The 25,943-nt window shown below is 67.4% G+C and carries 24 protein-coding genes; 13 read left to right on the forward strand and 11 right to left on the reverse strand.

Annotated features, from left to right (window positions below):
- Positions 1 to 3 precede the first annotated feature (3 nt).
- On the forward strand, positions 4 to 1,158 hold the full coding sequence (gene cydB, locus ACT54L_RS07370) for a cytochrome d ubiquinol oxidase subunit II (RefSeq protein ID WP_476084890.1): 1,155 nt from the start codon (positions 4 to 6) through the stop codon (positions 1,156 to 1,158).
- Positions 1,159 to 1,223: 65 nt separating this feature from the next.
- Entirely contained in the window at positions 1,224 to 1,340 is a 117-nt protein-coding gene (gene cydX, locus ACT54L_RS07375; protein ID WP_476084891.1) for a cytochrome bd-I oxidase subunit CydX, read from the forward strand.
- A gap of 75 nt (positions 1,341 to 1,415) precedes the next feature.
- Here the strand turns inward: cydX and ACT54L_RS07380 are convergent, their stop codons facing one another.
- Positions 1,416 to 2,543 carry a zinc-dependent alcohol dehydrogenase family protein gene (locus tag ACT54L_RS07380; RefSeq protein ID WP_476084892.1) on the reverse strand — a complete coding sequence of 376 codons (1,128 nt, stop codon included), beginning with the start codon at positions 2,541 to 2,543 and terminating at the stop codon, positions 1,416 to 1,418.
- Between the two features lie 192 nt (positions 2,544 to 2,735).
- Complete coding sequence (locus tag ACT54L_RS07385) at positions 2,736 to 3,578, reverse strand: HTD2 family dehydratase (protein ID WP_476084893.1); 843 nt, start codon at positions 3,576 to 3,578, stop codon at positions 2,736 to 2,738.
- 273 nt (positions 3,579 to 3,851) lie between these two features.
- Here ACT54L_RS07385 and ACT54L_RS07390 point away from each other — a divergent pair, with 273 nt between their 5' ends.
- A complete protein-coding gene (locus ACT54L_RS07390; RefSeq protein WP_476084894.1) occupies positions 3,852 to 5,066 on the forward strand; it encodes an ABC transporter substrate-binding protein in 1,215 nt (404 codons plus the stop codon).
- Between the two features lie 16 nt (positions 5,067 to 5,082).
- Here the strand turns inward: ACT54L_RS07390 and ACT54L_RS07395 are convergent, their stop codons facing one another.
- From ACT54L_RS07395 to ACT54L_RS07405, 3 genes are all read right to left on the reverse strand, one after another.
- Entirely contained in the window at positions 5,083 to 6,609 is a 1,527-nt protein-coding gene (locus tag ACT54L_RS07395; RefSeq protein WP_476084895.1) for a fumarate hydratase, read from the reverse strand.
- Positions 6,610 to 6,669: 60 nt separating this feature from the next.
- A complete protein-coding gene (locus ACT54L_RS07400; protein ID WP_476084896.1) occupies positions 6,670 to 7,671 on the reverse strand; it encodes an MBL fold metallo-hydrolase in 1,002 nt (333 codons plus the stop codon).
- A gap of 166 nt (positions 7,672 to 7,837) precedes the next feature.
- Positions 7,838 to 9,214, reverse strand: coding sequence for an MmgE/PrpD family protein (locus ACT54L_RS07405; RefSeq protein ID WP_476084897.1), 1,377 nt, complete (start codon positions 9,212 to 9,214; stop codon positions 7,838 to 7,840).
- 307 nt (positions 9,215 to 9,521) lie between these two features.
- Between ACT54L_RS07405 and ACT54L_RS07410 the strand changes: the two genes are divergently transcribed.
- The 3 genes from ACT54L_RS07410 to ACT54L_RS07420 all read left to right on the forward strand — a co-directional run bounded on the left by ACT54L_RS07410 (position 9,522) and on the right by ACT54L_RS07420 (position 12,485).
- A complete protein-coding gene (locus tag ACT54L_RS07410; RefSeq protein ID WP_476084898.1) occupies positions 9,522 to 10,664 on the forward strand; it encodes a CaiB/BaiF CoA transferase family protein in 1,143 nt (380 codons plus the stop codon).
- Positions 10,665 to 10,678: 14 nt separating this feature from the next.
- On the forward strand, positions 10,679 to 11,377 hold the full coding sequence (locus tag ACT54L_RS07415) for a class I SAM-dependent methyltransferase (protein ID WP_476084899.1): 699 nt from the start codon (positions 10,679 to 10,681) through the stop codon (positions 11,375 to 11,377).
- Positions 11,378 to 11,522: 145 nt separating this feature from the next.
- A complete protein-coding gene (locus ACT54L_RS07420; RefSeq protein ID WP_476084900.1) occupies positions 11,523 to 12,485 on the forward strand; it encodes a LysR family transcriptional regulator in 963 nt (320 codons plus the stop codon).
- Positions 12,486 to 12,500: 15 nt separating this feature from the next.
- Here the strand turns inward: ACT54L_RS07420 and ACT54L_RS07425 are convergent, their stop codons facing one another.
- Entirely contained in the window at positions 12,501 to 12,971 is a 471-nt protein-coding gene (locus ACT54L_RS07425; RefSeq protein ID WP_476084901.1) for a hypothetical protein, read from the reverse strand.
- Positions 12,972 to 13,320: 349 nt separating this feature from the next.
- Between ACT54L_RS07425 and ACT54L_RS07430 the strand changes: the two genes are divergently transcribed.
- The 7 genes from ACT54L_RS07430 to ACT54L_RS07460 all read left to right on the forward strand — a co-directional run bounded on the left by ACT54L_RS07430 (position 13,321) and on the right by ACT54L_RS07460 (position 20,304).
- The gene (locus ACT54L_RS07430; protein WP_476084902.1) at positions 13,321 to 14,616 is read left to right on the forward strand and encodes an ABC transporter substrate-binding protein; all 1,296 of its coding nucleotides are present in this window, start codon (positions 13,321 to 13,323) and stop codon (positions 14,614 to 14,616) included.
- Positions 14,617 to 14,751: 135 nt separating this feature from the next.
- Positions 14,752 to 15,657: a branched-chain amino acid ABC transporter permease gene (locus ACT54L_RS07435; RefSeq protein ID WP_476084903.1), complete on the forward strand. Its 906-nt coding sequence runs from the start codon at positions 14,752 to 14,754 to the stop codon at positions 15,655 to 15,657.
- 1 nt (position 15,658) lies between these two features.
- Positions 15,659 to 16,636: a branched-chain amino acid ABC transporter permease gene (locus tag ACT54L_RS07440; protein ID WP_476084904.1), complete on the forward strand. Its 978-nt coding sequence runs from the start codon at positions 15,659 to 15,661 to the stop codon at positions 16,634 to 16,636.
- The gene (locus ACT54L_RS07445) at positions 16,633 to 17,388 is read left to right on the forward strand and encodes an ABC transporter ATP-binding protein (protein WP_476084905.1); all 756 of its coding nucleotides are present in this window, start codon (positions 16,633 to 16,635) and stop codon (positions 17,386 to 17,388) included. The genes ACT54L_RS07440 and ACT54L_RS07445 overlap by 4 nt, the downstream gene beginning before the upstream one ends.
- A 3-nt stretch (positions 17,389 to 17,391) precedes the next feature.
- On the forward strand, positions 17,392 to 18,069 hold the full coding sequence (locus tag ACT54L_RS07450) for an ABC transporter ATP-binding protein (RefSeq protein WP_476084906.1): 678 nt from the start codon (positions 17,392 to 17,394) through the stop codon (positions 18,067 to 18,069).
- On the forward strand, positions 18,066 to 19,544 hold the full coding sequence (locus ACT54L_RS07455) for an aldehyde dehydrogenase family protein (protein ID WP_476084907.1): 1,479 nt from the start codon (positions 18,066 to 18,068) through the stop codon (positions 19,542 to 19,544). The genes ACT54L_RS07450 and ACT54L_RS07455 overlap by 4 nt, the downstream gene beginning before the upstream one ends.
- A gap of 10 nt (positions 19,545 to 19,554) precedes the next feature.
- Positions 19,555 to 20,304, forward strand: a complete 750-nt coding sequence (locus tag ACT54L_RS07460; RefSeq protein ID WP_209104840.1) for an SDR family oxidoreductase — start codon at positions 19,555 to 19,557, stop codon at positions 20,302 to 20,304.
- A gap of 51 nt (positions 20,305 to 20,355) precedes the next feature.
- Here ACT54L_RS07460 and ACT54L_RS07465 read toward each other — a convergent pair whose 3' ends face one another.
- The 5 genes from ACT54L_RS07465 to ACT54L_RS07485 are packed head-to-tail and all read right to left on the reverse strand — an operon-like array spanning position 20,356 to position 25,906.
- A complete protein-coding gene (locus tag ACT54L_RS07465) occupies positions 20,356 to 21,912 on the reverse strand; it encodes an acyl-CoA synthetase (RefSeq protein WP_476084908.1) in 1,557 nt (518 codons plus the stop codon).
- Positions 21,913 to 21,914: 2 nt separating this feature from the next.
- Positions 21,915 to 22,931: a zinc-dependent alcohol dehydrogenase family protein gene (locus tag ACT54L_RS07470; RefSeq protein WP_476084909.1), complete on the reverse strand. Its 1,017-nt coding sequence runs from the start codon at positions 22,929 to 22,931 to the stop codon at positions 21,915 to 21,917.
- A 4-nt stretch (positions 22,932 to 22,935) separates the two neighbouring features.
- Positions 22,936 to 24,093, reverse strand: coding sequence for an acyl-CoA dehydrogenase family protein (locus ACT54L_RS07475; RefSeq protein ID WP_476084910.1), 1,158 nt, complete (start codon positions 24,091 to 24,093; stop codon positions 22,936 to 22,938).
- Positions 24,090 to 25,046: a branched-chain amino acid ABC transporter permease gene (locus ACT54L_RS07480; protein ID WP_476085182.1), complete on the reverse strand. Its 957-nt coding sequence runs from the start codon at positions 25,044 to 25,046 to the stop codon at positions 24,090 to 24,092. The genes ACT54L_RS07475 and ACT54L_RS07480 overlap by 4 nt, the downstream gene beginning before the upstream one ends.
- Positions 25,046 to 25,906: a branched-chain amino acid ABC transporter permease gene (locus ACT54L_RS07485; RefSeq protein ID WP_476084911.1), complete on the reverse strand. Its 861-nt coding sequence runs from the start codon at positions 25,904 to 25,906 to the stop codon at positions 25,046 to 25,048. Before ACT54L_RS07485 ends, ACT54L_RS07480 begins: the two co-directional genes overlap by 1 nt.
- Positions 25,907 to 25,943 lie beyond the last annotated feature (37 nt).

Below are 25,943 nucleotides of genomic sequence, written 5' to 3' on the forward strand. Positions count from 1 at the left end.
GAAATGGTCCTGCATGATCTCATTAGCTACGACGTTCTGCGCCTGATCTGGTGGGTGCTGCTGGGCGTGCTGCTCATCGGCTTTGCCATCATGGACGGCTTCGACCTGGGCGTGGCGTCCCTGCTGCCCTTCGTCGCCAAGACGGACGTGGAACGGCGCGTGGTCATCAACACCATCGGGCCGGTCTGGGAAGGCAACCAGGTGTGGCTGATCCTGGGGGGCGGCGCCATCTTCGCCGCCTGGCCGGCGCTGTATGCGGTGTCCTTCTCGGGCTTCTACCTCGCCATGTTCGCCATCCTGGCCGCGCTCATCCTGCGGCCCGTGGGCTTCAAGTATCGCAGCAAGCGCGAGGACGAAGCCTGGCGCACCCGCTGGGACTGGGCGCTGTTCGTCGGCGGGGCGGTGCCGTCGCTGATCTTCGGCGTCGCGGTGGGCAATGTGCTCCAAGGCGTGCCGTTCCAGTTCGACGCGGACCTGCACAGCACCTATCTTGGCACCTTCTTCGGGCTGCTGAACCCCTATGCGCTGCTGTGCGGCCTGCTGTCGGTGGCCATGCTGGTCACCCATGGCGCCACCTGGCTGGTGTTCAAGACCGACGGCCCCATCGCCGACCGGGCCCGCGCGGTCGGCTCGGTGGGCGCCATCCTCACCATCGTCCTGTTCGCGCTGGGCGGCCTTGCCCTGCATTGGTTCGTGGAAGGCTACAAGATCACCTCGGCGATCAATCCCGTCGGCCCCTCCAACCCACTGTCCAAGACGGTGGTGACGGAAGCCGGCGCCTGGTTCGCCAATTACCGGACCTACCCGATCCTGTGGCTCGCCCCGGCGCTGGGCGGCCTCGGCTCGCTGCTGACGCTGGTGCTGCTCCAGGCACGCAAGGACGGCCTGTCCTTCCTCGCCTCGGCCATCGGCATCTTCGGCATCATCTCGACGGTGGGCGTGTCCATGTTCCCCTTCATCCTGCCCTCGTCCATCGATCCGAAGTCGAGCCTGACGGTGTGGGACACGTCCTCCAGCCACATGACGCTGTTCATCATGCTGGTGGTGACCGCGATCTTCCTGCCCATCATCCTGGCCTACACCTCGTGGGTCTACAAGGTGATGTGGGGCAAGGTGGATGCCGCCATGGTCTCGGACAAGAACGGCCACGCTTATTGAGGCAGGCCCTTTGAACCAACCCCGCGCCGGATGGCGTGGGGTGCACCGATCAAGGAGAGACGGAAATGTGGTACTTCGCCTGGATGCTCGGCCTGCCGCTGGCGGGCGCGTTCGCGGTGCTCAACGCCATGTGGTTCGAGCTGCGCGAGGAAGACGACAAGCGCAAGCAGGCGCTGCGCTGAGGCGCTGTCGTTCCAACGCAAAACGGCCGGGGCATGCCCCGGCCGTTTCGTTTCGTGCTTGTCCGCGCGGAGCGGTCAGAAGGTGATGACGTGGCGCACCACCTCGCCCCGGTCCAGCTTGTCGAGGGCGGCGTTGATCTCCTCCAGCGGGCCCGTGCCGGAGAGCAGCTTGTGCACCGGCAAGCGGCCGCGCTTGTAGAGGGCGATGTAGCGGGGAATGTCCCGGGGCGGCACGCAGCTGCCCATATAGCTGCCCTTGATGGTGCGCTCCTCGCCCACCAGATGCACCGGCGGCAGGGAGATGCGGGCATTGGGATTGGCAAGGCCGGCGGTGGCCGTGGTGCCGCCGCGCCGGGTGATCTTATAGGCGAGCTCAAAGGCGGGGGCGGAGCCTGCCATCTCGATGGCATGGTCGACGCCGCCCTTGGTGATCTCCTTCACCTTGTCCACGATGTCCGGGTCGGAGGCGAGGAAGGTGTCGGTGGCGCCCAGTTCGCGGGCCAGATCGAGCTTGGCCTGGGAGAGGTCGATGGCCACCACCTGGTCCGCCCCCGCCGCGATGGCGCCCAGCACCGAGGACAGGCCGACGCCGCCAAGCCCGATCACGGCCACGCTCTGGCCGGGCTTCACCTGGCAGGTGTTCACCACCGTGCCCACCCCGGTCATGACCGCGCAGCCGAACAGAGCCGCATCCACCAGCGGCACTTCGGGGTCGATCTTCACGATGGAGCGGCGGGAGATGACCGCATATTCGGCGAAGGCCGACACGCCGCAATGGTGATAGACGTCCGTGCCATCATCGCAATGCAACCGGCGATCCCCCGAAATCAGCAGGCCGGCGCCATTGGCGGCCTGGCCGGGGCTGCACAATTGTGCGCGGCCTTCCATGCAGGAAGGGCAGGTGCCGCAGGTGGGCAGAAAGCTCATCACCACATGGTCGCCGGGGACAAGGTCGGTGACGCCGGGGCCAGTCTCCACCACCACGGCGGAGGCCTCGTGGCCGAGCACCATGGGGATCTGACGCAGCCGGTCGCCATTGATGACGGAAAGGTCCGAGTGGCACAGGCCCGCGGCGGCGATCTTCACCAGCACCTCGTCACGCCCCGGCGGGTCGAGCTCGATGGTCTCGATGCGCAGCGGCCGGGTCTCGGCATAAGGCCGGGCGACCGGCGAGGAATGAAGAACGGCGGCGCGGATACGCATATGTGCCTCCCTGAATGGTCTTACGGCCTGAGGCCGGTCGGCAGTCCCGCATGCGCGCCGGACCTTCGCCAGCGCGCGCCGCGCGACTCACTCACACGCTATTTGCCCCGCCCATGCGCCGGTGAAAAGCGGGAAACGCAAGCGCGGGCGCGGCGGCCGCAGAGGCGCGGTGTCACGCCCCAACGCGGCCCCTCAGCGGGCCTGCGCCAGCATAGCGGCGCGGCCTTCCGCATCGGCGGTCCAAAGTTCGAGGCCGTCCGCGCCCTCCACCGCATTAAGGGTCAAAGGGGCGCCATCGAAGATGGGGCGCACCGAGCGGAAGGAAAACTCGCTCGGCCGCCGGCCCAGCAGGCGGGCGGCGAATTCCACCAGCAGCGTCGCCTGGAGCGGCCCATGCACCACGAGGCCCGGATAGCCTTCCTCCACCTGGCAGTAGGTGCGGTCATAATGGATGCGGTGGCTGTTGAAGGTGATGGCCGAATAGCGGAACAGCATCACCGGGCCGGCATCGACGCTCTCCTGCCAGCTGGGCACACGGGGCGGCTCGGCCTTGCCCTGCCCGCCGGCCGGCGCATCGACGCCGCGATAGACGATGTCCTGCCGCTCGCGCAATGCGAGGCCCCGGGGGGTGGAGATCTCGTGCGCCACGGTGACGAAGCACAAGGTGCCGGTGCGGCCTTCCTTCACCACCACATCGGCAATGCGCGAGGCCCGCGTCACCTCGTCGCCCACCCGCACGGCATCCAGGAACTGCAGCTCGCCTCCCGCCCACATGCGGCGCGGCAGTGGCACCGGAGGCAGGAAGCCACCGCGGGCCGGATGCCCGTCCGGCCCGACGCCGCGCAAGGGGACGGTGGGCTGGGCAAGGCACCAATGGGCGGTGAGGATCGCCGCATCCCCCGACACCGGCTCTCCTGCATCCTGGTCGAGGGTCACGCGCATTTCGCGTGCCTTCTGGGGGGTCACCGCATCAGACGCGGTGTCGGTGCGGCCGATCCAGCCGCGCAGCGTCTCGATGTCCAGAGTGTGCGACATGGCGGGTCCTTCTGGGATGTCTTGGCGGCGCAAGGTGCGCCCGCCCGGGAAGCTGGGCTGCGAGCTAACAGCTTCCCGCCCCCCTTCGGAAGCCGGGAAAAGCGATGGCGGGGGATCGGGGAAAGTTATGGCCGGCGAGGGTGACGGCTGCACGAGGCAATAATCACGCATAGAACATGTTTAATTTTGAAAACCACTCCATTTATCCACAAGTCCGATTGAAATACGGAAATTTACAGGATAGCTCTCCGGCACATTTCGGAGATCGTTTTCATGCAAACATTCCTGTCCCGCGCTGCGCTGCTGGCCGCCGGCCTCCTGGCCGGGCTCTCCCCGGCCCTGGCCGATCAGAAGCCCCTGCGCATCGGCGTGCTGAACGACCAGTCCGGCATCTATGCGGACATGGCCGGCCCCGGTTCGGTGATCGCCGCCCAGATGGCGGTGGAGGACTTTGGCGGCAAAGTGCTCGGCCGCCCCATCGAGATCGTGGCCGGCGACCACCAGAACAAGCCGGACGTGGGCGCGGCCATCGTCTCGCGCTGGATCGACCAGGACAATGTGGAGGTGATTGCCGATATCCCCACCTCCTCCGTGCTGCTGGCGGTGCAGGAGATCGGCCGCACCAAGAACAAGCTGGTGCTCGCCTCCACCGGCGGCTCGTCGGATTTCACCGGCAAGGCCTGTGCCCCCACCGGCATCCACTGGACCTATGACACCTATGCGCTGGCAGCCGGCACCGGCGCCTCGCTCGCCAAGGACGGCCCCTGGTTCTTCATCACCGCCGACTATGCCTTTGGCACCGCGCTGGAGCGCGACACCAAGGCGGCCGTGCTGAAGAATGGCGGCAAGGTGGTGGGCTCCGTGCGCCATCCGCAGGGCACCACCGACTTCTCTTCCTTCCTGCTCCAGGCCCAAGGCGCCGGCGCCAAGCTGATCGCCTTTGCCAATTCCGGCGCGGACCAGGTCAATGCCATCAAGCAGGCCAATGAGTTCGGCCTCCCGCAGTCCGGCATCAAGCTGGCGGGCCTCTATCTCCACATCACCGACATCCACGCCATCGGCCTGCCCGTCGCCCAGGGTCTCATCCTGACCCAGGGCTTCTATTGGGACCTGAATGACGAGACCCGCGCCTGGTCGAAGCGCTTCTATGAGCGCCACAAGGCCATGCCCACCATGGGCCAGGCGGGCACCTATTCGGCCATCCTGCATTATCTCAAGGCGGTGAAGGCCACCGGCACCACCGACACCCAAACCGTGGTGGCGCAGATGAAGGCCACCCCGGTGGACGATTTCTTCGCCCATGGCGGCCGCATCCGCGAGGACGGGCGCATGGTGCACGACCTCTACCTCCTGCAGGTGAAGACGCCGGCCGAGCAGAAATATCCCTGGGACTATCTCAAGCTCATCCGCGTCATCCCCGGCGACGAGGCCTTCCGGCCTCTGGAGGACGGCGACTGCCCGCTGGTCACCAAGGCGGCGGCGAAGTAGCACGCCCGGCGCCGGCTCAGGCCGGCGCCACTTCCCGGCGGGCGATCTTCTCCCGCCAAAGCGCCGGTCCCAGCGTATGCACCGACTGGCCGACGCTATCCACCGCCACCGTGACCGGCATGTCCTCCACGGTGAATTCGTAGATGGCCTCCATGCCCAGGTCCTCGAAGGCCAGCACCCGCGCCGCCTTCACGGCTTTCGAGACCAGATAGGCCGCCCCGCCGATGGCGATGAGATAGGCCGCCTTGTGGCGGGCGATGGCCTCGATGGCCACTGGCCCCCGCTCGGCCTTGCCCACCATGGCCAGGAGGCCGGTGGAGAGGATCTGGTCCGTATAGGCGTCCATGCGGGTGGAGGTGGTGGGACCGGCGGGGCCGACCGCCTCGTCCCCCACCGGGTCCACCGGGCCCACATAATAGATCACCCGGTCCTTCAGGCTGACGGGCAGGTCCTCGCCCCGGGCCATCATGGCGACCATGCGCTGGTGGGCGGCATCGCGGCCGGTGAGCATGCGCCCGTTCAGGAGTAGCTTTTCGCCCGGCCGCCAGCTTTCCACCTCGGCGCGGGTGAGCGTATCGAGATCGACCCGCCGGGCGGCGGAGGTGGCGGCATCAAGGGCCACTTGCGGCCAGAGCGACAGGTCCGGCGGATCGAGCCGCACGGGGCCGGAGCCGTCCAGCACGATGGTGGCATGGCGGTTGGCGGCGCATTGGGGAATGAGCGCCACCGGCTTTGACGCCGCATGGGTGGGATAGGTGGCGATCTTCACGTCCACCACGGTGGTGAGCCCACCCAGACCCTGCGCCCCGATGCCCAGCGCATTGATCTTCTCGTAAAGCTCGATGCGCAATTCCTCGATCTTGTTGGTGGGGCCGCGGGCGAGAAGATCGGTCATGTCGATCTCCTCCAGCAGGGCCTCCTTGGCGATGAGCATGGCCTTTTCCGCCGAGCCGCCAATGCCGAGCCCGATGACGCCCGGAGGGCACCAGCCCGCGCCCAGCTCCGGTACCGTCTTCAGCACCCAGTCCACCACCGAGGCGCCGGGATTGAGGGTGGCAAAGCGCGCCTTGTTCTCCGAGCCGCCGCCCTTGGCCGCCAGCGTGATCTCCACCGTGCGGCCGGGCACCAGCTCCACATGCACCACGGCGGGAGCATTGTCGCGGGTGTTGCGGCGGGCAAAGAGCGGGTCCTCCACCATGGAGGCGCGTAGTGGATTGGTCTCATCCAGATAGGCCCGGCGCACGCCCTCATGGATGAGGTCGGCAAGTGGGCGGTTCGTGGCGAAGCGCACCTCCATGCCCACTCTCACGAAGGCCACCACGAGCCCGGTATCCTGGCAGATGGGCCGGTGCCCCAGGGCCGCCATGCGGGAATTCACCAGGATCTGCCCGATGGCATCCCGCGCCGAAGGAGAGGCTTCCCGCTCATAGGCGCTGGAGAGATGGGCGATGAAATCCGCCGGGTGGAAGTAGGAGATGTATTGCAGCGCGTCGGCGACGGAGGCGACCACATCCTCCTCTGCGATGACCACGGCGGGATTCATTCAACACACCTTTCAAGCTGCCAGAGGCGAGGGCGGCACGGGCCGCCCCCGTCCCGGCTCTCACATTTCCATGACCATGGGCGCGGGATAATAGCGGAAGCCCTGGCCCTGCGCCGCCACATGGCCGAAGCCCGGCCAGGCGAAATGATAGGCCAGAACCGGGATGCGGTTGGCCGCCAGCATGGTCAGGATCTTCACCCGCGACTGGGCCGATTGCTTGGGATCGGTGTCATAGACGAATTCGGTCAAGGGCTCCTGGAGCAGGAGGACCGGATGATGCGCGAGGTCGCCGATATAGCACAGCGACTTGCCGCCCGAATTGATCATGAACACCGTGTGCCCGACCGTATGGCCGGGCGCCGAGATGGCGGTGATGCCGGGCAGGAATTCCTGGCCGTCCTTGAAGAAGACCATGCGGTCGCGGTTGGGCACCAGGTTCTTGCGGGCCTGGTCGAGGAAGGCCTTCAGGTTCGGCCCCACCGTCTTCTCGTCGGTCCAGTAATCGTAATCGGCCTGCGAGATATAGAATTGCGCATTGGGGAAGTTGCGCGAGCCGTCATCGGCCATGCAGCCCCCGCAATGATCGATATGGGCGTGGCTCATCACCACCGCATCCACATCCTTGGGGTCGATGCCGGCCTCCTTCATGGTCTGCAGCAGCTTGCCGGTGGTGGGGCCGAACAGCTTGGAGGAGCCCATGCCGGTGTCGAACACGATCAGCTTGTCGCCGGTGTTCAGGATCAGGATGTTCTGCTCCAGCACCGCATTGGAGAGCGGGAGGAAATTGTCCTTCAGCTGCTTGTCCATGTCGGCGGCGGAAAGGCCGGTGAAATTGCTGTGGGGGTCGCCCAGCGGCAGCGTGCCGTCGGACACCACGGTGATTTCCCCGTCGCCGAACTTGAAGCGGTAGAAATAGGGGGCGGGCTTGCCCACCAGCGGCGCCTTGGCGAAGGCCGACGAGGCGCTCGTAATCAGGCCCGCCCCGCCCGCCAGCGCGCCCAGCGAAAGGGCGCCGCCGAGCAAGGCATGCCGGCGGCTGATCTTCATCCTTGGGTCGATCATTTCGTTTCTCCCTGACATGCCGGACGCCGGCCGCCGGTGCCTTCGCCAGGGCGACGAAGGTCCGAAGGTCCGGCACCGGCTTCCTGCGGCGCCTGTTCTCGCGCCTTGTCCCCGGCACCAAGAGACCGGACCGCCGCCGGGGGCCTGCGGTCGGAAGGGAAAAGGCTCAGGCCGCCGGGCGCGACAAGGCGAGAAGGTCGGCGACCTTGGGCTGGCGGGCGGCATCCAGGATGGCGCCGCACAAGGCGTTCGCCTTCTCGCCCAGCACGGGGCCGGCCAGGGTTGCGAACTTGCCGGCGAGCGCATCATCCGAGGGGAAGCTCTCCGGCTCGCCGGAGGGGTCGGGAATGCTGGCGGTGAGGGTGCCGGCGGTGGTCTCCACGCTCAGCTCGGCGCCGAAAGGATGGGGCCGGCCCTCCAGGCGCGAATCCGCCACCACCTCGATGCGGTCGCACAGGGCATCGATGGCCCCTTCCCCCAACCGCCGATAATCGTCCCAGCCGAACGAACCCTGGTCGAGGGCGACAGCCGCGGTGAACGGCATGGAGAATTGCCCGTCCACCACGTTGCGCGCCCGGCGCTTGTCGGCCAGTGGCGCGCCCGTGAGCGTGATGCCGTTGGGATGGAGGCCGACGCGGACCTTCACCACGTCGGCCGCGGAGAATTTGTGGGTGTCGCGCAGCTTCAACAGGCCGTCGAGCGCCGCATGAGTGTAGCGGCAGGAGGGATAGGGCTTCAGGCCGATGAGCAGCGTCTCCCACACGGTGCCGAGGTCCGCCACCGCCTTGGCCGGGTCGGCGCCGTCCGTGTACGCATGCAGGAATCCATGCTTGCCCTCCACCGCCTCGCTGGCGCCCTTGAAGCCCTCGGCGGCGAGCGTTGCGGCGATCAGGCCGTTCATGGCGGAGGCGCCCACCTGGTAGCGCTTGTTCCAGGCCCCGTTGACCAGGAATTGCAGCGACCCCGCCGCCTGGCTGCCCGCCACCCCGAAGGCGCAGGCAATGCCGGCCGCATCGAGGCCCAACAGCTTGCCGGCGGCCGCCGCCCCGCCAAAGGCACCGGCGGTGGCCGTGGGGTGGAAGCCGCGCCCGTAATGGACGGTGGGATCAAGGGCAAGGCCCAGGCGGCAGCACACTTCATAGCCGGCGATCACCGCCACCACGAAGTCGCGCCCGCTCGAACCCGCCATCTCCGCCGCCGCCAGCGCAGCTGAGACCACCGGGGCGCTGGGATGAAGGGAAGAGGCGGCATGGGTGTCGTCGAAATCCAACGAATGGCCGAACGTGCCGTTCAAAAGCGCCGCCGCCGCCGGCCCATAGGTGCGGGCCTGGCCGATGACGGTGCACTCGCCTGCCCCGCCAAGGCCCAGGCGATCCACCATGGCGAGAATCGAGGGAGAGGAATCCGCCTCCGCCCCGCCCCGCGCCACGTTGCCAAAGAAATCGAGAATGAGCCGCTCGGCCCGGGCCACCACGGGCGCGGGAATGTCCTCGAAGCGAAGGTCCGCCACGAAGCGGGCGAGGATCTGTGTTTCGTCGGCCATAGGGTCCTCCCGGTCGGCCTGATCTTGGTCACCCGCGACGCGCGCCGCAGGCTCCGTTTGGAGGCGAACAGTGAGCGCGCCGCGGCCCCATGCGAAATAGGGAATTGCGCTTCCCGCCATAAGTCCGCGCTATGGCCGAAGCTTCCCTTGGGGCGCTTCAGTATAACTTTCCCATATGCCAGCTAGGCCACACTTATATTTGTATTCTGGCGGCGGCCCGGCAAGTTTGCCCTTCCATGGGAAAGGCCCCCTTGCCGGGTGGCCCTCAATCCCCAAAGACAGCCGCAAGCAGCATGGCGGAGCACAGATGCAGCGCGATCTCGAAGGCCTCCTCGTCGTTTCGGTGGAACAGGCGGTGGCCGCGCCCTATGTCTCCGGCCGGCTGGCGGATGCGGGCGCGCGGGTCATCAAGGTGGAGCGACCGGAAGGGGATTTCGCCCGCAATTATGACAGCCTCGTCCATGGCGAGAGCGCCTATTTCGTCTGGCTGAACCGGGGCAAGGAATCCGTCTGCCTCGATCTGAAGGCCCCCGACGACCTCGCCATCCTCAAAGAGATGGTGGCGCAGGCGGATGTCTTCATCCAGAATCTCGCCCCCGGCGCCATCGACCGCCTGGGCTTTGCCCCGGACAAGCTGCGCGCCGCCAATCCGCGCCTCATCACCTGCTCCATTTCCGGCTATGGCGACGAAGGCCCGTTCCGGGACCTGAAAGCCTATGACCTGCTGGTGCAGGCGGAGAGCGGGCTGTCCTCCATCACTGGCAACGCACACGGCTCGGCGCGCGTGGGCGTCTCCGTGTGCGACATCGCGGCGGGCATGACCGCCTTCCAGGCGGTGCTCCAGGCGCTGTTTGCCCGCGAGCGCACCGGCGAGGGGCGGCACATCGCGGTCTCGCTCTATCATGCGCTCGCCGACTGGATGAATGTGCCCTATCTGCAATTTGCCTATGGCGGCAAGACGCCGGACCGGGCCGGCCTCAGCCATCCCACCATCGCGCCCTATGGCGCCTATGCCTGCGGCGACGACAAGGCGGTGCTCATCTCCGTCCAGAACGAGCGGGAATGGGGGATGCTGTGCGCCGATGTGCTGGGGCGCCCGGAGGTGGCGACCGACCCGCGCTTCACCAGCAACAATCTGCGGGTGGCCAACCGGCCAGCCCTCGATGCCCTCATCGGCGCGGCCTTTGCCGCCGCCCCGCGCGAGACCATCGTGGAGCGGCTTGAGAAGGCGCGCATCGCCTATGGGCGAGTCAGCACCATGGATGACCTGGTGCGCCATCCCCAGAACCGCTACGTGACGGTGGACACGCCGTCCGGTCCCGTGCGCTATCTGGCGCCGGGCGCGCTCATCAACCACACCTTGCCCACCTTTGGACCGGTGCCAGCCTTGGGTGAACAGACCGACGCGCTGCGCGACGAGTTCTCCCCCGCCCGCCGCGCCACCGCCTGAACGGAACACGCCCCATGCCCGAGCCCGCCCCCTCCCCGCGCCGCCCGGTGGGCGTGACGCTGGACATCATCGCCGCCCAGATCGGCCCGCTGGAGGGCCTCTCCATCCTGGACGTGGGTTGCGGCGGAGGCGGCCTTGCCCGCGCCTTGGGCGCGAAGGGGGCCAAGGTGACCGGCGTCGATCCGCAGGAGGCCGCGCTCGCCACAGCCCGCACCCGCGCACCCGACGCGGACTTTCGGCAAGCGGGCGCCGAGGCCCTGCCCTTCCCCAATGCCAGCTTCGACCGGGTGGTGTTCCTGAATTCCCTCCACCATGTGCCGGTGCCGCTCATGGGCGCGGCGCTGAAGGAGGCGGTCCGCGTCAGCCGGGGGCCGGTGCTGGTGGTGGAGCCGCTGGCGGAAGGCCCCTTCTTCCGCGCCATGCTCCCCGTGGAGGACGAGACCCCCATCCGTGCCGCCGCCCAGGCTGCCATCGCGGCGGCAGTGGAAGCGGGCGCGGTGACGCGCCTCGCCAGCGGGGAATATGACGATGTGCGCCGCTTCGCCGATGCGGACGCCTTCCTCGCCATGATCGTGGCCGTGGACCCTGCCCGCGCGGCGACCGCCGAGCGCGAGCGGGCCCGCGTGGTGGAACTGGTGGCGCAGGAAGGCGCACCCACCGAGGGCGGCGTGCTCTTGCCCCAGCCCCACCGCTTCGACGTGCTGGCGCGATAGCCCGTCCCCATCTTTCCCGCGCATCGCAGCCATAACTTTTGCCCGAAGCGCGTGCGGAACGTTATATGGTGCCGCTCTGACACGGAGCGGCACGGCGCCCTTGCCGTCGCCCACAAAGCCGGGATCGCCGGCCACCGGAAACGCCATGGATCTGCGCCAGCTTCGCTATTTCGTCACCATCGTCGAGGTGGGCTCCTTCTCCAAGGCCGCCCATCGGCTGCGGGTCGCCCAGCCGGCGCTCAGCCAGCATGTGCGCAACATGGAGCAGGACCTCGGCGTCGAGCTTTTATTCCGCAACCCACAGGGCGTGCGCCCCACCGAGGCGGGTGAGACGCTGGTGCGCCATGCCCGGCTCATTCTCGGCCAGATGGAGGTGGCGCGCGAGGCGGTGCGCGGCGGCATGAGCGAACCGTCCGGAGAAGTGCGTTTCGGCATGCCCGGCACCATCAGCCAGATGCTGTGCGTGCCGCTCATCTCCGAGGCGCGCCGGCGCTATCCGAAAGTGAAGCTGCGCGTCGCCGAGGCCATGAGCGGCTTCGTGCTGGACTGGCTGCGCGAAGGCAAGATCGACCTCGGCATCCTCTATCGCACGGTGAACGACCGGGGCCTGGTGGCCCGGCGCATCCTCACCGAGGATCTCTGCCTCATCGGCTCTGCGCTCTCCCCCAGCCCGGACGCGCCTGACGAAGGGCCCGTGCCCTTCTCGCAAGTGGCAGAACTGACCCTCATCTTGCCGAGCCCCGGCCACGGCCTGCGCGAACTCATCGAGGAGCGGGCGCTTTCCGAGGGCGTGCGGCTGTCCACCGTGATCGACATCGACACCTACGGCCAGATCAAGCTCTTGGTGGAAGGCGGGCTCGGCTATGCCATCCTCCCCGAGGCGGCGGTGAAGCGGGAGGTGAGCGAAGGCCGCCTGCGCGCCTGGCCCGTGGGCGTGCCGGTGCTCACCCGCGACCTGCACATCGTCTGCCCCTCCGACCGTCCGCTCTCAAACGCCGTGCGCGCCATCGACGCGCTCGCCCATGCGACCCTGGTGCGCCTCGTGCAGGAGGGCGCCTGGGGCGCCCGCCTGATTGCACCGGAGGAGGAAGCGGACGGCGCCGCCTGACCTTTATCCCAAGGCTCAGAAGCAGCTGGTGGGGGCGCCCTCTTCCACGATGCGCTTCCAGTCCGGCCCCAGCGTCTCGCGGGCGGGAAGGGCATTCTCGCTGCCCGGCTCGCCGTCCTTGAACATGCGGATATAAAAGTCCTGATTGTAGCTCCCGGTGGGGACGGTGGCGCCGGGCTTGTAGGACGTGGTGGTGGTCACCTGCCCGTTGGGCTGAGTCGTCCGTGTGGTCTGGTAGGTGCCGGGCTGCTGCACATAGCGCACATTGTTGGCGCTCTGCTCGCCCAGCACGATGTAGCGGTCAAAGCCGGACCGGATCGTCTCCACCGCCGCAGCTTTCGCTGCCACCGCCGCCGCCTGGGTGCTTCCGCATTCCGGGTCCACCTGCGCCTTGATGATGGCTTCATTCTGCGCGGTGCGCACGGTTTCGGTGCTGGCGCAGGCGCACAGGAGCAACGGCAGAAGAAGAGTTGAAATCTTTCGCATTATTGCAGCCCCATGACGACGCGGAAGCCCGACCTGCCACCGTATAAAGACGCTCACGCGCGCAGAGTCGAGGGGCTTTCACTCAAGCCCTGTGGTCATCGCCCTCTTTTGCCGGCCCGCTTGTCTTTCGGAACGCCCCGGCGATGCCCCAGATTGCCACGGCAGGCAAGAGGGATGCACGCACCGGCTCGATGACGGTATGAGGCCGACACGCCATAGGTTTTCGCTATGACATCCAAGTCAAAATAGTCTTTTGAGATAGCCCCGCCAGAACACAAGATGCCCCCGCTCCGCTTCGGGCGGACACGGGAATAATCATCGCATCAAGCGGGATGGAGGAACGCCGACCATGATCCGTCGATTCTTGGCGGCCGCGGGGCTGTCGCTTATGAGCCTCATGCCGGCGCTGGCCCAGGACAAGCCGGCCGAGCTGCGCATCGGCATCACCACTTACAGCTCCGGCGCCGCCTCCGTCTTCGGCGTGCCGGCGCGCGACGCGGCCGAGCTTCTGGCCGAGGATATCAACAAGAAGGGCGGTATTCAGGGCGTGCCGGTGAAGCTCTACTTCATCGACGAGGGCGCCGGCATCGAAACGCTGATGACCGAATACCGCCGCATGGTGCAGGACACCAAGGTGGACGTGATGTTCGCGTCCATCTCCTCCGGTGTCTGCAACAAGATCGCGCCGCTGGCGGAGGACCTGAAGGTTCTCAACTTCATGTGGGATTGCGGCACCCAGCGCATCCTGGAAGACGACAAATATGCCTACGTCTTCCGCACCCAGGCCAATGCCACCCCCGAGGTGCTCGCCCCCCTGCTCTATCTCCTGAAGACCAAGCCGGACTTCAAGACGGTGGCGGTGGTGAACCAGGACTATGCCTGGGGCCGTGACAGCTGGGCCATCTTCTCCGAGGCGCTGAAGGTTCTGAAGCCCGACGCCAAGGTGGTGGCCGAGTTCTTCCCCAAGTTCGGCGCGCCGGACTTCTCCACCGAAGTCTCCCGCCTGCTGGCTTTGCGTCCGGACGTGATCCTCTCCACCTCCTGGGGCGGCGATCTCGACACCTTCGTGCGCCAGGCCAACCAGCGCGGCCTGTTCCGCACCTCCCAATTCGTGCTGCCGCTGGCGGAAAGCTCGCTGGAGCGCCTCGGCAACGATCTGCCCGAGGGCGTGATCGTGGGCGGGCGTGGCGATCATTACTTCCTTCATCCGGAAATGAAGGGCGATCCCAAGTTCAAGGCCTTCATCGACGCCTACAAGGCCAAGACCGGCCACTATCCGATCTATTCGGTGTTCCACATGGCCCAGGCCTTCGCCGCCCTCCAGGCGGTCTATGACAAGGCGGTGGCGGCCAATGGCGGCAAGTGGCCCACCAAGGAGCAGGTGGCGGCGGCCATGCCCGGCCTGAAGTTCCAGGCCTTCGGCCGCCCGGTGGAAATCCGCGCCGACGGCCAGGGCATCGAGGACCAGCTCATCGGCACCACCAAGCGCGTGCCCGGCTATTCCTTCGACGTGCTGGACAAGATGATGATCTTCCCCGCCTCCCAGCTCATGCCGCCGGTGGGCCAGAAGTCGGAAGCCTGGATCAAGACCCTGACCCCGGCCCTTATCGACATCAAGGTCGATACCTTCTCCCACGGCAACTGACGCCGTCTCGACGGTCCCCGGCACCGGACGCACGCCCGGTGCCGATCATATCCCCCGCGCCGACGTCACGGGCGCGGAAGGTTCGGCAGGCGGCCGGCGCGGTGGCGCGCGGCACGCGGTCCCGGAAGGTCGCTCATGTCATTCGACACCCTGATGCTCGCCGTCTGCGACGGCATCGCCTATGCCTCTTTGGTCTTCCTCGTCGCCGTGGGGCTGACCTTCATCTTCGGCGTGCTGGGCGTGCTCAACATTGCCCACGGCTCCTTCTACGCGCTCGGCGCCTATCTGGCGGTGAGCGCCGGCATCGCGCTGACGAAAGCCGGCTTCAGCCCCTGGCTGACCTTCCCGGCCCTGTTCGTCGCGGCCCTTGCGGTCGGCATCGTGCTGGGCGGGCTGATGGAGAAGTTCCTGCTCCAGCGCATCTATGACAAGGAACAGGTGCTCCAGATCCTCGTCACCTTCGCCATCTTCATGATGCTGGAGAATGTGCAGCGCCTGGTCTGGGGCGTGCAGCCCTATTTCATGTCGGAGCCGCTGCAATTGCTGGGCAATGTGGAATTGTTCGGAATCAGCTACACGGCCTACCAGACCATCTTCCTGCCCATCCTCGCCATCATCGTGCTCGTGGGCCTGCGCACCTTCCTGCGCCACACTTCGGCGGGCGCGCAGATCCTGGCCGTCACCGAGGATCGCGAGGCCGCCAGCGCCATCGGCATCAATGCAGAGCGGGTCTACTTCCTGACCTTCATCGTCGGCGCGAGCCTTGCGGCGCTGGGCGGCGCGGTGGCGGCGCCCACCACCTCGCTCATTCCCGGCATGGGCGCGGAGATGATCGTCCTGTCCTTCGCGGTGGCCGCCACCGCCGGCCTTGGCCAGATCGAGGGCGCGGCGGTGGCCGCCCTGATGATCGGCCTCGGGCGTTCGCTCGCCGTCTATGTGGCCCCCGAATTCGAGGTGCTCGTGCCCTATATTCTCATGGTGCTGGTGCTCATCGTCCGCCCGAGCGGCCTGTTCGGCGCGCCCCAGCTGCGGAAGATCTGACATGACCGCCCGCTCCCTCTTCTTCCTTCTCGTCGCGGCGGTTCTCGCCGCCATCCCCTTCTTCCTGCCCTCGGCGGAGACGTTCCTCGCCATCGTCTATGCCAAGAGCCTGGCGGTGCTCGGCATCATCCTGCTGCTCCAGGCGGGGCAGGTCTCGTTCGGCCACGGCATGTTCTTCGCGACCGGCGCCTATACGGTGGCCTTCCTTGGCCGGAGCCTGGGCGGCGGAGACCTCGGCCTGCTCATCGTGGCGAGCGTCTTCACCTCGGCCATCCTGGGCCTCGTGGTGGGGCTCTTCGTGGTGCGCTACCGCTACATCTTCTTCGGCATGCTCAACCTTGCCTTCTCCATGGTGCTCTATTCCATCCTGGAGAAGTTCTTCCACCTGACCGGCGGCTCCGATGGCCTGCGCATTCGCCGTCCCACCGTGTTCGGTCAGGCCTTCGAGCGCGCCGGCTTCGATGGCGTGCTCTATTACCTGACGCTTATCCTCGCGCTCGCCTCGGCCTATCTGGTCTGGCGCTATCTGAAGAGCCCGCTGGGCCAGGCGCTCAAAGCCATCAAGACCAACGAGACGCGGCTCGAATATATCGGCCTGTCCGCCCGCACCGTGCTGCTCGTGGGCTATGTGATCTCGGCGGTGCTGTGCGGCCTCGGCGGGGCGGCGCTGGGCGTCATCCAGGGCATCGCCACGCCGGAATACAGCTATTGGACGCGCTCGTCTGAATTCGTCTTCATCGCCATCCTCGGCGGCGTGGGAAATGTGGCCGGCGCGCTCACGGGCTCCCTGGTCTATGAGGCGATCCGCACCTATGCGGCGGCCTTCGTGGCCGATTCCTGGCAGCTCATCCTCGGCTTCGTGCTGCTGGTCATCATCCTGCGCGCGCCCACCGGCATTGTCGGCATGGTGGAAACCATCGCCGCCCGCCGCCGGGCCGCGCGCCCCGCCCACCCCGTCGCGACGGAGCCCGCGGAATGAACGCGCACGCTCATCCCATCCTGCTGGAGGCCCGGGGCCTGGAGATCCGTTTCGGCGGCGTGGTGGCTGCCGATGGCATCGACCTTGACGTCCGGGCCGGCGAGAACCTCGCCATCATCGGCCCCAACGGCGCCGGCAAGACCACCTTTCTCAATATCTGCACCGGCTATCTGCGGCCCAAGGCTGGCTCGGTGCGGTTCGAGGACAAGGAGATCACCGCCCAGCCGCCGCGCGACATCACCCGCCTCGGCATCGCCCGCGCCTTCCAGATCCCGCAGCTCTTTTCCGACCACACGGTGCTGGAAAACATGCTGCTGGCCGCCGCCGTCCGCGAGCGGCGCTGGAACCTCCTGCGGCCCCTCGACCATATCGCCGAGCGAGGCGAGATGATCGCCCTCCTCGATCTGGTGGGCTGCGCCGATGACAAGGACAAGCGCGCCGGCGAACTGCCGGAAGGCCATCGCAAGCTGGTGGACATCGCCATCGCGCTGGCTTTGAAGCCCAAGCTCCTGCTCATGGACGAGCCAACATCGGGCGTCGCCTCGGCGGACAAGTTCGAGGTGATGGAGATCCTCGTTTCGGCACTCGCCAAGGCCAAGGTGTCCTCGGTCTTCGTGGAGCACGACATGGACATGGTGCAGCGCTATGCCAGCCGGGTGGCGGTGTGGAGCACCGGCAAGATCAAGCGCCTCGGGACGCCGAAGGAGGTCCTGGAGGACCCCGAGGTGATCCGCACGGTCATCGGAGGCTGAGCCATGCTGAACCTCGATCACGTCACCGTCTCCTTCGGCGCCGTCCCGGTGCTGCGCAATGTCACTTTCGCCATGAAGGAAGGCGAGACGGTCGCCTTCATCGGCCGCAACGGCGCGGGCAAGACCACCACTTTGCGCACCATCATGGGCTTCACCCAAAATGGCGGGCGCATCACCTTCGACGGCCATGATCTGGCCGCCGTGCCCGCCCACAAGCGGCCGGGCCTCGGCATCGGCTATGCGCCGGAAGACCGCCGGCTGTTCTCAAGATTCACGGTGGAAGAGAACATCCTCCTGCCCGCCCAGGTGGCCAAGCTCGACGCCGCCGAGACCAAGCGCCGGCTCGACCGGGTCTATGACATCCTGCCCGAACTGAAGGAGATGGCGCGGCGCCCCGCCGGCTCCGTCTCCGGCGGACAGGGCAAGATGGTGGCGCTCGGCCGCGCGCTCATGCTCGCCACCCGCCTCGTTCTGCTGGACGAGCCCTTCCAGGGCCTCGCCCCGGTGCTGGCCAACCGCTACGCCGAGGCGCTGCGGCGCCTGCGGGACGCGGATTCCAGCCTTACCCTCATCATCACCGAATCCAACCCCCACCTCCTGCGCTCCTTTGCCGAACGCACCATCACCATCGAGCGCGGCGAGATCGCGCAGGACGTGGCAAACGAAGGACTGGCCGCATGACCGAGCACGTGCCCGCACCCGCAGGGGCGGTTGCCGCCGCCAAGGGCGTCTTCATCAATAGCGCTTGGCGCCCGGCTGCCTCCGGCCGCGAGCTGGACGTGGTGGCGCCCGCCGAAGGCGTGGTGTTCGCCCGCATCGCCGCCGGCACCAAGGCGGACGTGGACGCGGCGGTGGCCGCCGCGCGCCATGCGGTGGAGGAAGGCCCCTGGAGCCGCCTCACCGCCACCGAGCGCGGGCGCCTGCTCTCCAAGCTCTCCGTCGCCATCGCCGACCATGCGGAGGAACTGGCCAAGCTCGAAGCCCGCGACACCGGCAAGCCCATGAAGCAGGCGCGCGCCGACATTGTCGCCGCCGCGCGTTACTTCGAATTTTACGGCGGCGCCGCCGACAAGCTGCATGGCGAGACCATTCCCTTCCTCGCCGGCTATTTCGTGCCCACCGAGCGGGTGCCCCACGGCGTCACCGCCCACATCATCCCCTGGAACTACCCCGCCCAGATGTTCGGCCGCACCATCGGCCCGGCGCTCGCCGTGGGCAATGCCACTGTCGTTAAGCCGGCCGAGGATGCCTGCCTGACCCCGCTGCGCATCGCCGAACTGGCCGCCGAGGTGGGCTTCCCAGAGGGCGCAATCAATATCGTGCCTGGCCTTGGCGAAGAGGCGGGCGCGGCGCTGTCCTCCCACCCGGACATCGACTTCATCGCCTTCACCGGCTCGCCGGAAGTGGGCGCTATGATCCAGACCGCCGCCGCCAAGAACCATATCGGCTGCACGCTGGAACTGGGCGGCAAGTCGCCCCACGTGGTGTTCGCTGATGCGGATTTCGACGTGGCCATTCCGGTCATCGCCAACACCGTGGTGCAGAATGCCGGGCAGACCTGCTCGGCCGGCTCGCGCCTGCTGGTGGCGCGCTCCGCCTATGACGAGGTGGTCTCGCGCCTTGCGGCCCGCTTCGCCACGCTGCGCGCCGGATCGCCCGAGATGGACCTGGACCTCGGCCCGGTCATCAATGCCAAGCAGAAGGAGCGGGTGGACGGCTTCTTCTCCCGCGCGGCCGACACCGGCGTCGCCGTGGTGGCGCAGGGTGAGGTGGCCGAAGGCGTACCCGGCGGCGGCTTCTACGTGCCGCCCCGCGTGTTCGGCCCGGTGCCGCGCACCCATGAACTGGCCACCGACGAAGTGTTCGGCCCGGTCATTTCCGTGCTGCCCTTTGACGACGAGGCCGACGCCATTCGCCTGGCCAACGGCACCGAGTTCGGCCTCATGGCCGGCATCTGGTCGAAGGACGCCTCCCGCGCCATCCGCGTCGCCCGCAAGGTGAAGGCGGGGCAGGTCTATGTGAATGCCTATGGCGCCGGCGGCGGCATCGAACTGCCCTTCGGCGGCATGAAGAAATCCGGCCATGGCCGGGAGAAGGGGTTCGAGGCGCTCTACGAGTTCTCGACCCTCAAGACCTTGATCATCAAGCACGACTGAGGAAACGGAAATGCGGCTCAAGGACAAGTCCGCGCTCGTGACGGGCGCGGCATCGGGCTTCGGGGCGGAGATCGCCCGGATGTTCGCCCGCGAGGGGGCCAAGGTCACCATCATGGACCTGAACGGCGATGGCGCCGCTCAGGTGGCGGCAGAGATCGGGCCGGCCGCCATCGCGGTGAAGGGCGACGTGACCAGCCGGGCGGACGTGGAAGCGGCGGTGAAAGCCGCGCAGGACCATGGCGGCAAGCTGGACATCGTCATCAACAATGCCGGCTGGACCCACCGCAACAAGCCGCTGCTGGAAGTCACCGAGGCGGAGTTCGACAAGGTCTACGCCATCAATGTGAAGTCCATCTATTACATGATCCACACAGTGGTGCCGGTCATGTCCGCCCAGGGCGGCGGCGTGGTCATCAATATCGGCTCCACCGCCGGCATCCGGCCCCGTCCGGGCCTCACCTGGTACAATTCCACCAAGGGCGCGGTGAATCTCGCCACCCGCTCGCTGGCCGTGGAACTGGCGCCGCAGAAGATCCGGGTGAATTGCGTCGCCCCGGTGATGGGCGCCACCGCGCTCCTGGAGAGCTTCATGGGCGTGCCGGATACCCCGGAGAACCGGGCCCGCTTCATCTCCACCATTCCGCTCGGCCGCCTGTCCGAGCCCAAGGACATTGCCGGTGCATGCCTCTACCTCGCCTCCGACGAGGCCGAGTTCATCACCGGCGTGGTGCTGGAAGTGGATGGCGGACGCACCGTCTGACGCCTCATCCGCCCGAAAAAGGCCCGCCGCGTCTCCCCGCGGCGGGCCTTGTCATTTCGGCGGCGATGCCTTCGCCCAATATTCGTCCTTCAGGAGCCTCTTGTAGAGCTTGCCCGTCGCCGAGCGCGGCAGATCGGGGCGAAATTCAATGGTCTTGGGGCATTTGATGGAGGACAGCCGCGCGCGGCAATGGGCCATGAGAACGCCCGCCAGTTCGGCGGAAGCGGCCTCGCCCGGCGCCAATTGCACGATGGCCTTCACCTCCTCGCCCAGATCCTCGTTGGGCACGCCAATGACGGCGGCATCAAGCACGGCGGGATGGCTGACCAGAACGTCTTCGGTCTCCTGCGGATAGATGTTCACGCCGCCGGAGATGATGACGAAAGACTTGCGGTCGGTGAGATAGAGATAGCCCTCCCCGTCCAGACGGCCGATGTCGCCGAGCGTGGTCCAGCCCTGCGCGTTGGTGCAAGCGGCGGTCTTTGCCGGATCGTTGTGATAGGCGAAGGGGTGGCCGTTCTCGAAATAGATCTCGCCCTCCTGACCGGCGGGCAGTTCATGCCCCTCTTCGTCGCAGATGTGGAGGACGCCGAGCTTGGCGCGGCCCACGGACCCTTGATGGGCGAGCCATTCCTGCGGGGTGATGGCGGTGAAGCCATTGTTCTCGGTGCCGGCATAATATTCGTGAATGATGGGTCCCCACCATTCCATCATCTGGCGCTTCACCTCCACCGGGCATGGCGCGGCCGCATGGACCGCCATGCGCATGGAAGACAGGTCGAAGCCGGCGCGCACCTCCGGCGGCAGTTTCAGAAGCCGCACGAACATGGTGGGCACCCACTGGCTGTGGGTGATGGCCTCCGCCTCAATGATCCGCAGCGCCTCCTGCGCGTCGAACCGCCCCATGATAAAGGCCGAGCCGCCCATCTTGATGGTCACCATGGAATGGCGCAGCGGGGCGGCATGGTAGAGCGGCGCCGGGCACAGATAGCGCGCCTCGCCGCTATAGCCGAACAGCGAGGTCAGGAGGTCGAGCAGCATGGTGCGCCCGCCCGGCTTGTCTCCTGTCAGCGGCCACCTTATCCCCTTGGGCCGTCCGGTGGTGCCGGAGGAATAGAGCATGTCGAGGCCCTGCGCCTCGTCGGGGATGGGGGTGTCGGGGAAGCCCGCCGCCTCCCCCGCCCAGGTCTTAAAGCCGTCGCCCCCCTTCCCCACCACCAGGATGCGGCAGGCCGGTCCGAGGCGCGCGGCCAGGTCCGTGGCAATGGCCAGATAGGCATCGGAGACCACCAGCACCTTGGCGCCGCAGTCACCGAGAATATAGGCGATCTCATCGGCCGTCAGATGGGTGCTGATGGTGGTGTAATAGACGCCCGTCCGGTCGGCGGCGAAGCACACCTCCAGGAACTCCCGGCGGTTCTCCATCAGGATCGCCATGTGGTCGCCGATGCCCAAGCCACAGGCGCGCAGCAGGTGCGCGCCCTGATTGGCGCGCGCCTCAAGCTCCGCGAAGGTCACGCGCTCGCCGGTGCCGCACATCTTGAAGGCGAGCGCATCGGGCGTGCGCGCGGCATGGGTCCGCGGCTGAAATGGATGGGACGGAAGCATGGTCAGAACCGAATGAGGGTTTTGCCGAAATGGCCGCCGTCGCGCAGATGGGCGAGCGCGGCTTTCAGCTCCTCGAAGGCGAAGGTTTGGCCGATGACGGGCCGCACACCATGCTGGGCGATGGCGGCCAGCATGGCCTCGAAGCCGTCCCGATGGCCCACCGTCACCCCTTGCAGGCGCACCTGGCGCGCCACGATGGGGCCGAGCGAGGCCTCCACATTCAGGCCCGACAGCACGCCGATGAGCGAGATCGTGCCGCCCGGCCGCACCGCGCGCAAGGACAATGGCAAGGTGGAGGCCCCGCCCAGCTCGATGATGTTGTCATAGCCGCCCCGGGCCGCCGTCATCTCCCGGCTTTCCTTCGCCCAGTCGGGGGTCGTGCGATAATTGATCGTGGCGTCCGCGCCCATGGCGCGCACCTGCTCCAGCCGCTCGTCGCTGGACGAGATGACGGTGACATGGGCGCCATGCAGCTTGGCGAAGGCCAGCGCGAAGAGAGCGACGCCCCCCGTGCCCTGGACCAGCAGGCGATCCCCCGCCTTGGTCTGGCCCAGCGTCGCCACCGCGCTCCAGGCGGTGAGTGCGGCGCAGGGCAAGGTGGCCGCCTCGGCGTCCGACAGAACATCGGGGATGCGCACGACCCCCTCCTGGGACAGGCAGACCAGATCCGCCATCACCCCGTCCAGCGGACCGCCCAGAGCGGAGGCGAGCCGCTCCCCATTGGGCGGACCGGAGGTCCAGTTCTGGAAATAGGTGGGGCACACCCGGTCGCCCACCGCCACCCGGCGCACCTCAGGGCCCACCTCCACCACGACGCCCACCCCGTCGGAGACCGGGATCAGCGGCAATTCGCCCGTCGCCCGCCCATAGCCGCGCTCGGGCACGATGAGGTCGCGGGCGTTGAGGGCCGCCATGCGCATGGCCACCACCACCTCCTTCGGCCCCGGCTTGGGCGCGGGGCGCTCCGACAGGGTGAGATGGTCGAAGCCCCAGCCGCCCTCGATCTGAAATACGCGCATCGCACTAGGCCTTTTCTTGGGTATCTGAAGGGGCAGAGCGGCGCCCGAGGCGGGCGATCCGCTCGAGCAGCATGGCGGTGCTGCCGTCGGTGAGCGCGGCGGACTGGAGCGCCCCCAGATGCCGGGCGAGGCAATGCTCCGGGCGCAGTCCCTCGGCACCCATGGCGTGGAGCAGGCGCGGCAGGTGCCGCTGGCCGGTTTCCACCGCATGGACCTTGGCGGCCGCCGCCAGCATCTGCGCGGCACCGGCATCATCGGCCGCGCCCACGGCCTCATTCACCAGCGCCTGCGCGCCGGCCAGGTCCACCCGCGCGCGGGCCACCGTGAGCCGCCAGTCCTGGTGCTCTTCCAGGGGGACGCCGAAGGTACGCCGCCGCGCGCCGTGGGCGCTGACCTCGCGGATGGCCGCCTCCAGCATGGCGCAGCACATGGCCGCCACATAGGTGCGCGCGCCATTGATCTCGGCCAGGATGGCCTTGAAGGCGATGTCGGGCGACAGCAGAAGCTGGTCGTCCTCCACCGCAACATTCTCAAGCCTAAAACCGCCGGTGCCCATGGAGGTCTGGGCGAAGGGCGCGTCCAGCGGATAGCGCGTGACGCCCGGCGCCGTCAGATCCACCAGGAAGGCGCCGATACCCCCGCCCTCCGCCGCCCCGCAGCGGGCATAGACGATGCAGAGGCCAGCATGGCGGGCATTGATGATCCATGCCTTTTCGCCGCTCAGACGCCAGCCGCCCGGCATGCGCTCCGCCGTGGTGGCAAGCGCCGGCACGTCGGAGCCGGCGCCCGGCTCCGTCAATGCGGTACAGGCGGACACCCGCCCGGACAGGAGCTCCGGCAGGTGGCGCGATTTCAGCCGCGCGGAGGCGCTCTTTTCGATCCTCAGCGCCACATTGTGGGTGTTCACCACCGACATGGCGAAGCCGAAATCGGCCGCCGCCAGATGAGCGCACGCCGCCACCTTGAAGGCGAAGTCGGCGCCGAGCCCGCCCGAGGCCGCCGGGACCTCCACGCCCATGAGGCCAAGGCGGGCCGCCTGCGCAAACACATCGGGGCTCACGGACGCGCCCATGGACCAGGCGACGGCGGCGGGGGCGACGGCCTTGGCGGCGAAGGCCGCGATGGCGCCGAGCTGCGCCTCGGCAGAGGGGGCGCCGGTCATGAGCGCGCGCCCTTCAGACGATCCGCCAGCAGGGCGGCGCCACCGACGATGCCGCGCGGCATGAAGATGGTGGCCAGCACCAGGACGAGACCATAGACGATGAGCCGGAAGCCATCCGCAAAGCGCAGCAACTCGGGGAGAAGGACCACGAAGAAGGCGCCGATCACCGGCCCCGCCACCGTGCCCGAGCCGCCGATGATGACGGCGAGGATCGCGTCCAGCGACTGGGCGACCCCGAACACGTCGGGATTGATGAAGCCCTGGTAATGGGCATAGAGCGCGCCCGCAAAGCCCGCATACATGGCCGAGGCCACGAAGGCGAAGAGCTTGTAGCGCCAGGCGGGAATGCCCATGGCGCCCACCAGCGTCTCGTTCTGGCGGATGGCGGAGAGGATCTGGCCGATGCGCGAGCGCATGATGAGCGCGGCAAGCCCGGTGCTCCCCGCCGCCGCCGCCAAGGCGAGATAGTAAAAGGTTTCCCGCCGGCTGAAATCCACCAGTCCCTTCACCCCCGCCGGCTTGGGAATGTCCGAAATGCCGGCCTCGCCATGGGTGAGCGAGGTGAAGTTCATCAGCACGATGAAGATCACCAGGTTGAACGCCAAGGTGACGATGGCGAAGTAATGGCCCTTCACCCGCAGGCTGGGATAGCCGGCCGCGAGCGCGAACACCGCCGTCACCAGAGGCGCGAGCAGAAGGGTCAGCCAGACCGGCAGATGGAAGTGCAGCCCCATCAGGGCGGAGCCATAGGCCCCCACCCCCATGAATCCCGCCTGCACGATGGACACATAGCCCGCGCAGCCCTGGATGAGGTTCTGCCCCTGCGCGACTATCACCCAGATGAGCGCGAGCACGCTCAGGTGGATATAGTATTTGACGGGGACCAGCTGCGGCAGAGCGATGAGGGCGGCGAGCACCGCGCCATAGGCGCACAGTTTCAGGGTGGGATTCATCACGCCTTCCTCCCCATGAGGCCCTCGGGGCGGACCAGCAGCACCACAATCATCACCGCGAAGGCGATCACGTCCTTATAGGCGGAGGAGACGAAGCCAGCCGCCCATGCCTCGGTGACGCCGAGCACAAGGCCCCCCACGATGGCGCCGGGAATGGAGCCGAGGCCGCCCAGGATCAGCACGGCGAACCCCTTCACCACCAATCCCTCGCCGATGCCCGGCGCGATGGCGAACAAGGACCCCACCATCACGCCTGCGGCGACGCCGAGCATGGTGGAGATGGCGAACACCACCAGCGGGATGGTGTTCACATTCACCCCCATGAGAATGGCGGCATCCCGGTTCTGCGCGACGGCGCGGATGGCCTGCCCGGTCTTGGTGCGATCCACGAACAGCGTCATGGCCAAAATCAGCAGCGCGGCCGCCAGGATGGCGTAGAGCCGGAGTTCCGGAATGGTGATGGCGCCGATGCGGAACACCCGCGTCAGATCGGTGGGGATGACCACCTGGTCGGCCCCGAAGAGCTCCAGGTTGAGCCCCTCCACCATCATGGTCAGGCCCAGGGCGACGATGAAGGCATTGATATGGCTGGCGCCACGCACCGGCCGATAGGCCAGCACCTCGATGGCAAGGCCCAGGAGGAAGCCCACCACCAGGGCGATGGCAATGGCCGCCATGAAGGGCACGCCATGCAGCGCCACCAGGGAATAGGTCAGATAGCCCCCGAACATGGAGACCGAGCCGTGGGCGAAATGGGCGATGCCCAGAATGCCGAACACGGTGGTGAGGCCGAGGGCGATCAGGACGTAGACGCCGCCGATGGCAAGGCCGTTGATGGTCTGTTGGATGAGTTCGATCATGCGATCAGGCCACGATCCGCCGGCGCCAGGGCATGGC

The sequence above is a fragment of the Aquabacter sp. DMC10 genome (assembly GCF_056314145.1).

Excerpts from the sequence above, each read along its gene's own strand:
- cydB (WP_476084890.1), top strand. The coding sequence starts at position 4 with ATGGTCCTGCATGATCTCATTAGCTACGACGTTCTGCGCCTGATCTGG.
- cydX (WP_476084891.1), top strand. The coding sequence starts at position 1,224 with ATGTGGTACTTCGCCTGGATGCTCGGCCTGCCGCTGGCGGGCGCGTTC.
- ACT54L_RS07380 (WP_476084892.1), bottom strand. The coding sequence starts at position 2,543 with ATGCGTATCCGCGCCGCCGTTCTTCATTCCTCGCCGGTCGCCCGGCCT.
- ACT54L_RS07385 (WP_476084893.1), bottom strand. The coding sequence starts at position 3,578 with ATGTCGCACACTCTGGACATCGAGACGCTGCGCGGCTGGATCGGCCGC.
- ACT54L_RS07390 (WP_476084894.1), top strand. The coding sequence starts at position 3,852 with ATGCAAACATTCCTGTCCCGCGCTGCGCTGCTGGCCGCCGGCCTCCTG.
- ACT54L_RS07395 (WP_476084895.1), bottom strand. The coding sequence starts at position 6,609 with ATGAATCCCGCCGTGGTCATCGCAGAGGAGGATGTGGTCGCCTCCGTC.
- ACT54L_RS07400 (WP_476084896.1), bottom strand. The coding sequence starts at position 7,671 with ATGATCGACCCAAGGATGAAGATCAGCCGCCGGCATGCCTTGCTCGGC.
- ACT54L_RS07405 (WP_476084897.1), bottom strand. The coding sequence starts at position 9,214 with ATGGCCGACGAAACACAGATCCTCGCCCGCTTCGTGGCGGACCTTCGC.
- ACT54L_RS07410 (WP_476084898.1), top strand. The coding sequence starts at position 9,522 with ATGCAGCGCGATCTCGAAGGCCTCCTCGTCGTTTCGGTGGAACAGGCG.
- ACT54L_RS07415 (WP_476084899.1), top strand. The coding sequence starts at position 10,679 with ATGCCCGAGCCCGCCCCCTCCCCGCGCCGCCCGGTGGGCGTGACGCTG.
- ACT54L_RS07420 (WP_476084900.1), top strand. The coding sequence starts at position 11,523 with ATGGATCTGCGCCAGCTTCGCTATTTCGTCACCATCGTCGAGGTGGGC.
- ACT54L_RS07425 (WP_476084901.1), bottom strand. The coding sequence starts at position 12,971 with ATGCGAAAGATTTCAACTCTTCTTCTGCCGTTGCTCCTGTGCGCCTGC.
- ACT54L_RS07430 (WP_476084902.1), top strand. The coding sequence starts at position 13,321 with ATGATCCGTCGATTCTTGGCGGCCGCGGGGCTGTCGCTTATGAGCCTC.
- ACT54L_RS07435 (WP_476084903.1), top strand. The coding sequence starts at position 14,752 with ATGTCATTCGACACCCTGATGCTCGCCGTCTGCGACGGCATCGCCTAT.
- ACT54L_RS07440 (WP_476084904.1), top strand. The coding sequence starts at position 15,659 with ATGACCGCCCGCTCCCTCTTCTTCCTTCTCGTCGCGGCGGTTCTCGCC.
- ACT54L_RS07445 (WP_476084905.1), top strand. The coding sequence starts at position 16,633 with ATGAACGCGCACGCTCATCCCATCCTGCTGGAGGCCCGGGGCCTGGAG.
- ACT54L_RS07450 (WP_476084906.1), top strand. The coding sequence starts at position 17,392 with ATGCTGAACCTCGATCACGTCACCGTCTCCTTCGGCGCCGTCCCGGTG.
- ACT54L_RS07455 (WP_476084907.1), top strand. The coding sequence starts at position 18,066 with ATGACCGAGCACGTGCCCGCACCCGCAGGGGCGGTTGCCGCCGCCAAG.
- ACT54L_RS07460 (WP_209104840.1), top strand. The coding sequence starts at position 19,555 with ATGCGGCTCAAGGACAAGTCCGCGCTCGTGACGGGCGCGGCATCGGGC.
- ACT54L_RS07465 (WP_476084908.1), bottom strand. The coding sequence starts at position 21,912 with ATGCTTCCGTCCCATCCATTTCAGCCGCGGACCCATGCCGCGCGCACG.
- ACT54L_RS07470 (WP_476084909.1), bottom strand. The coding sequence starts at position 22,931 with ATGCGCGTATTTCAGATCGAGGGCGGCTGGGGCTTCGACCATCTCACC.
- ACT54L_RS07475 (WP_476084910.1), bottom strand. The coding sequence starts at position 24,093 with ATGACCGGCGCCCCCTCTGCCGAGGCGCAGCTCGGCGCCATCGCGGCC.
- ACT54L_RS07480 (WP_476085182.1), bottom strand. The coding sequence starts at position 25,046 with ATGAATCCCACCCTGAAACTGTGCGCCTATGGCGCGGTGCTCGCCGCC.
- ACT54L_RS07485 (WP_476084911.1), bottom strand. The coding sequence starts at position 25,906 with ATGATCGAACTCATCCAACAGACCATCAACGGCCTTGCCATCGGCGGC.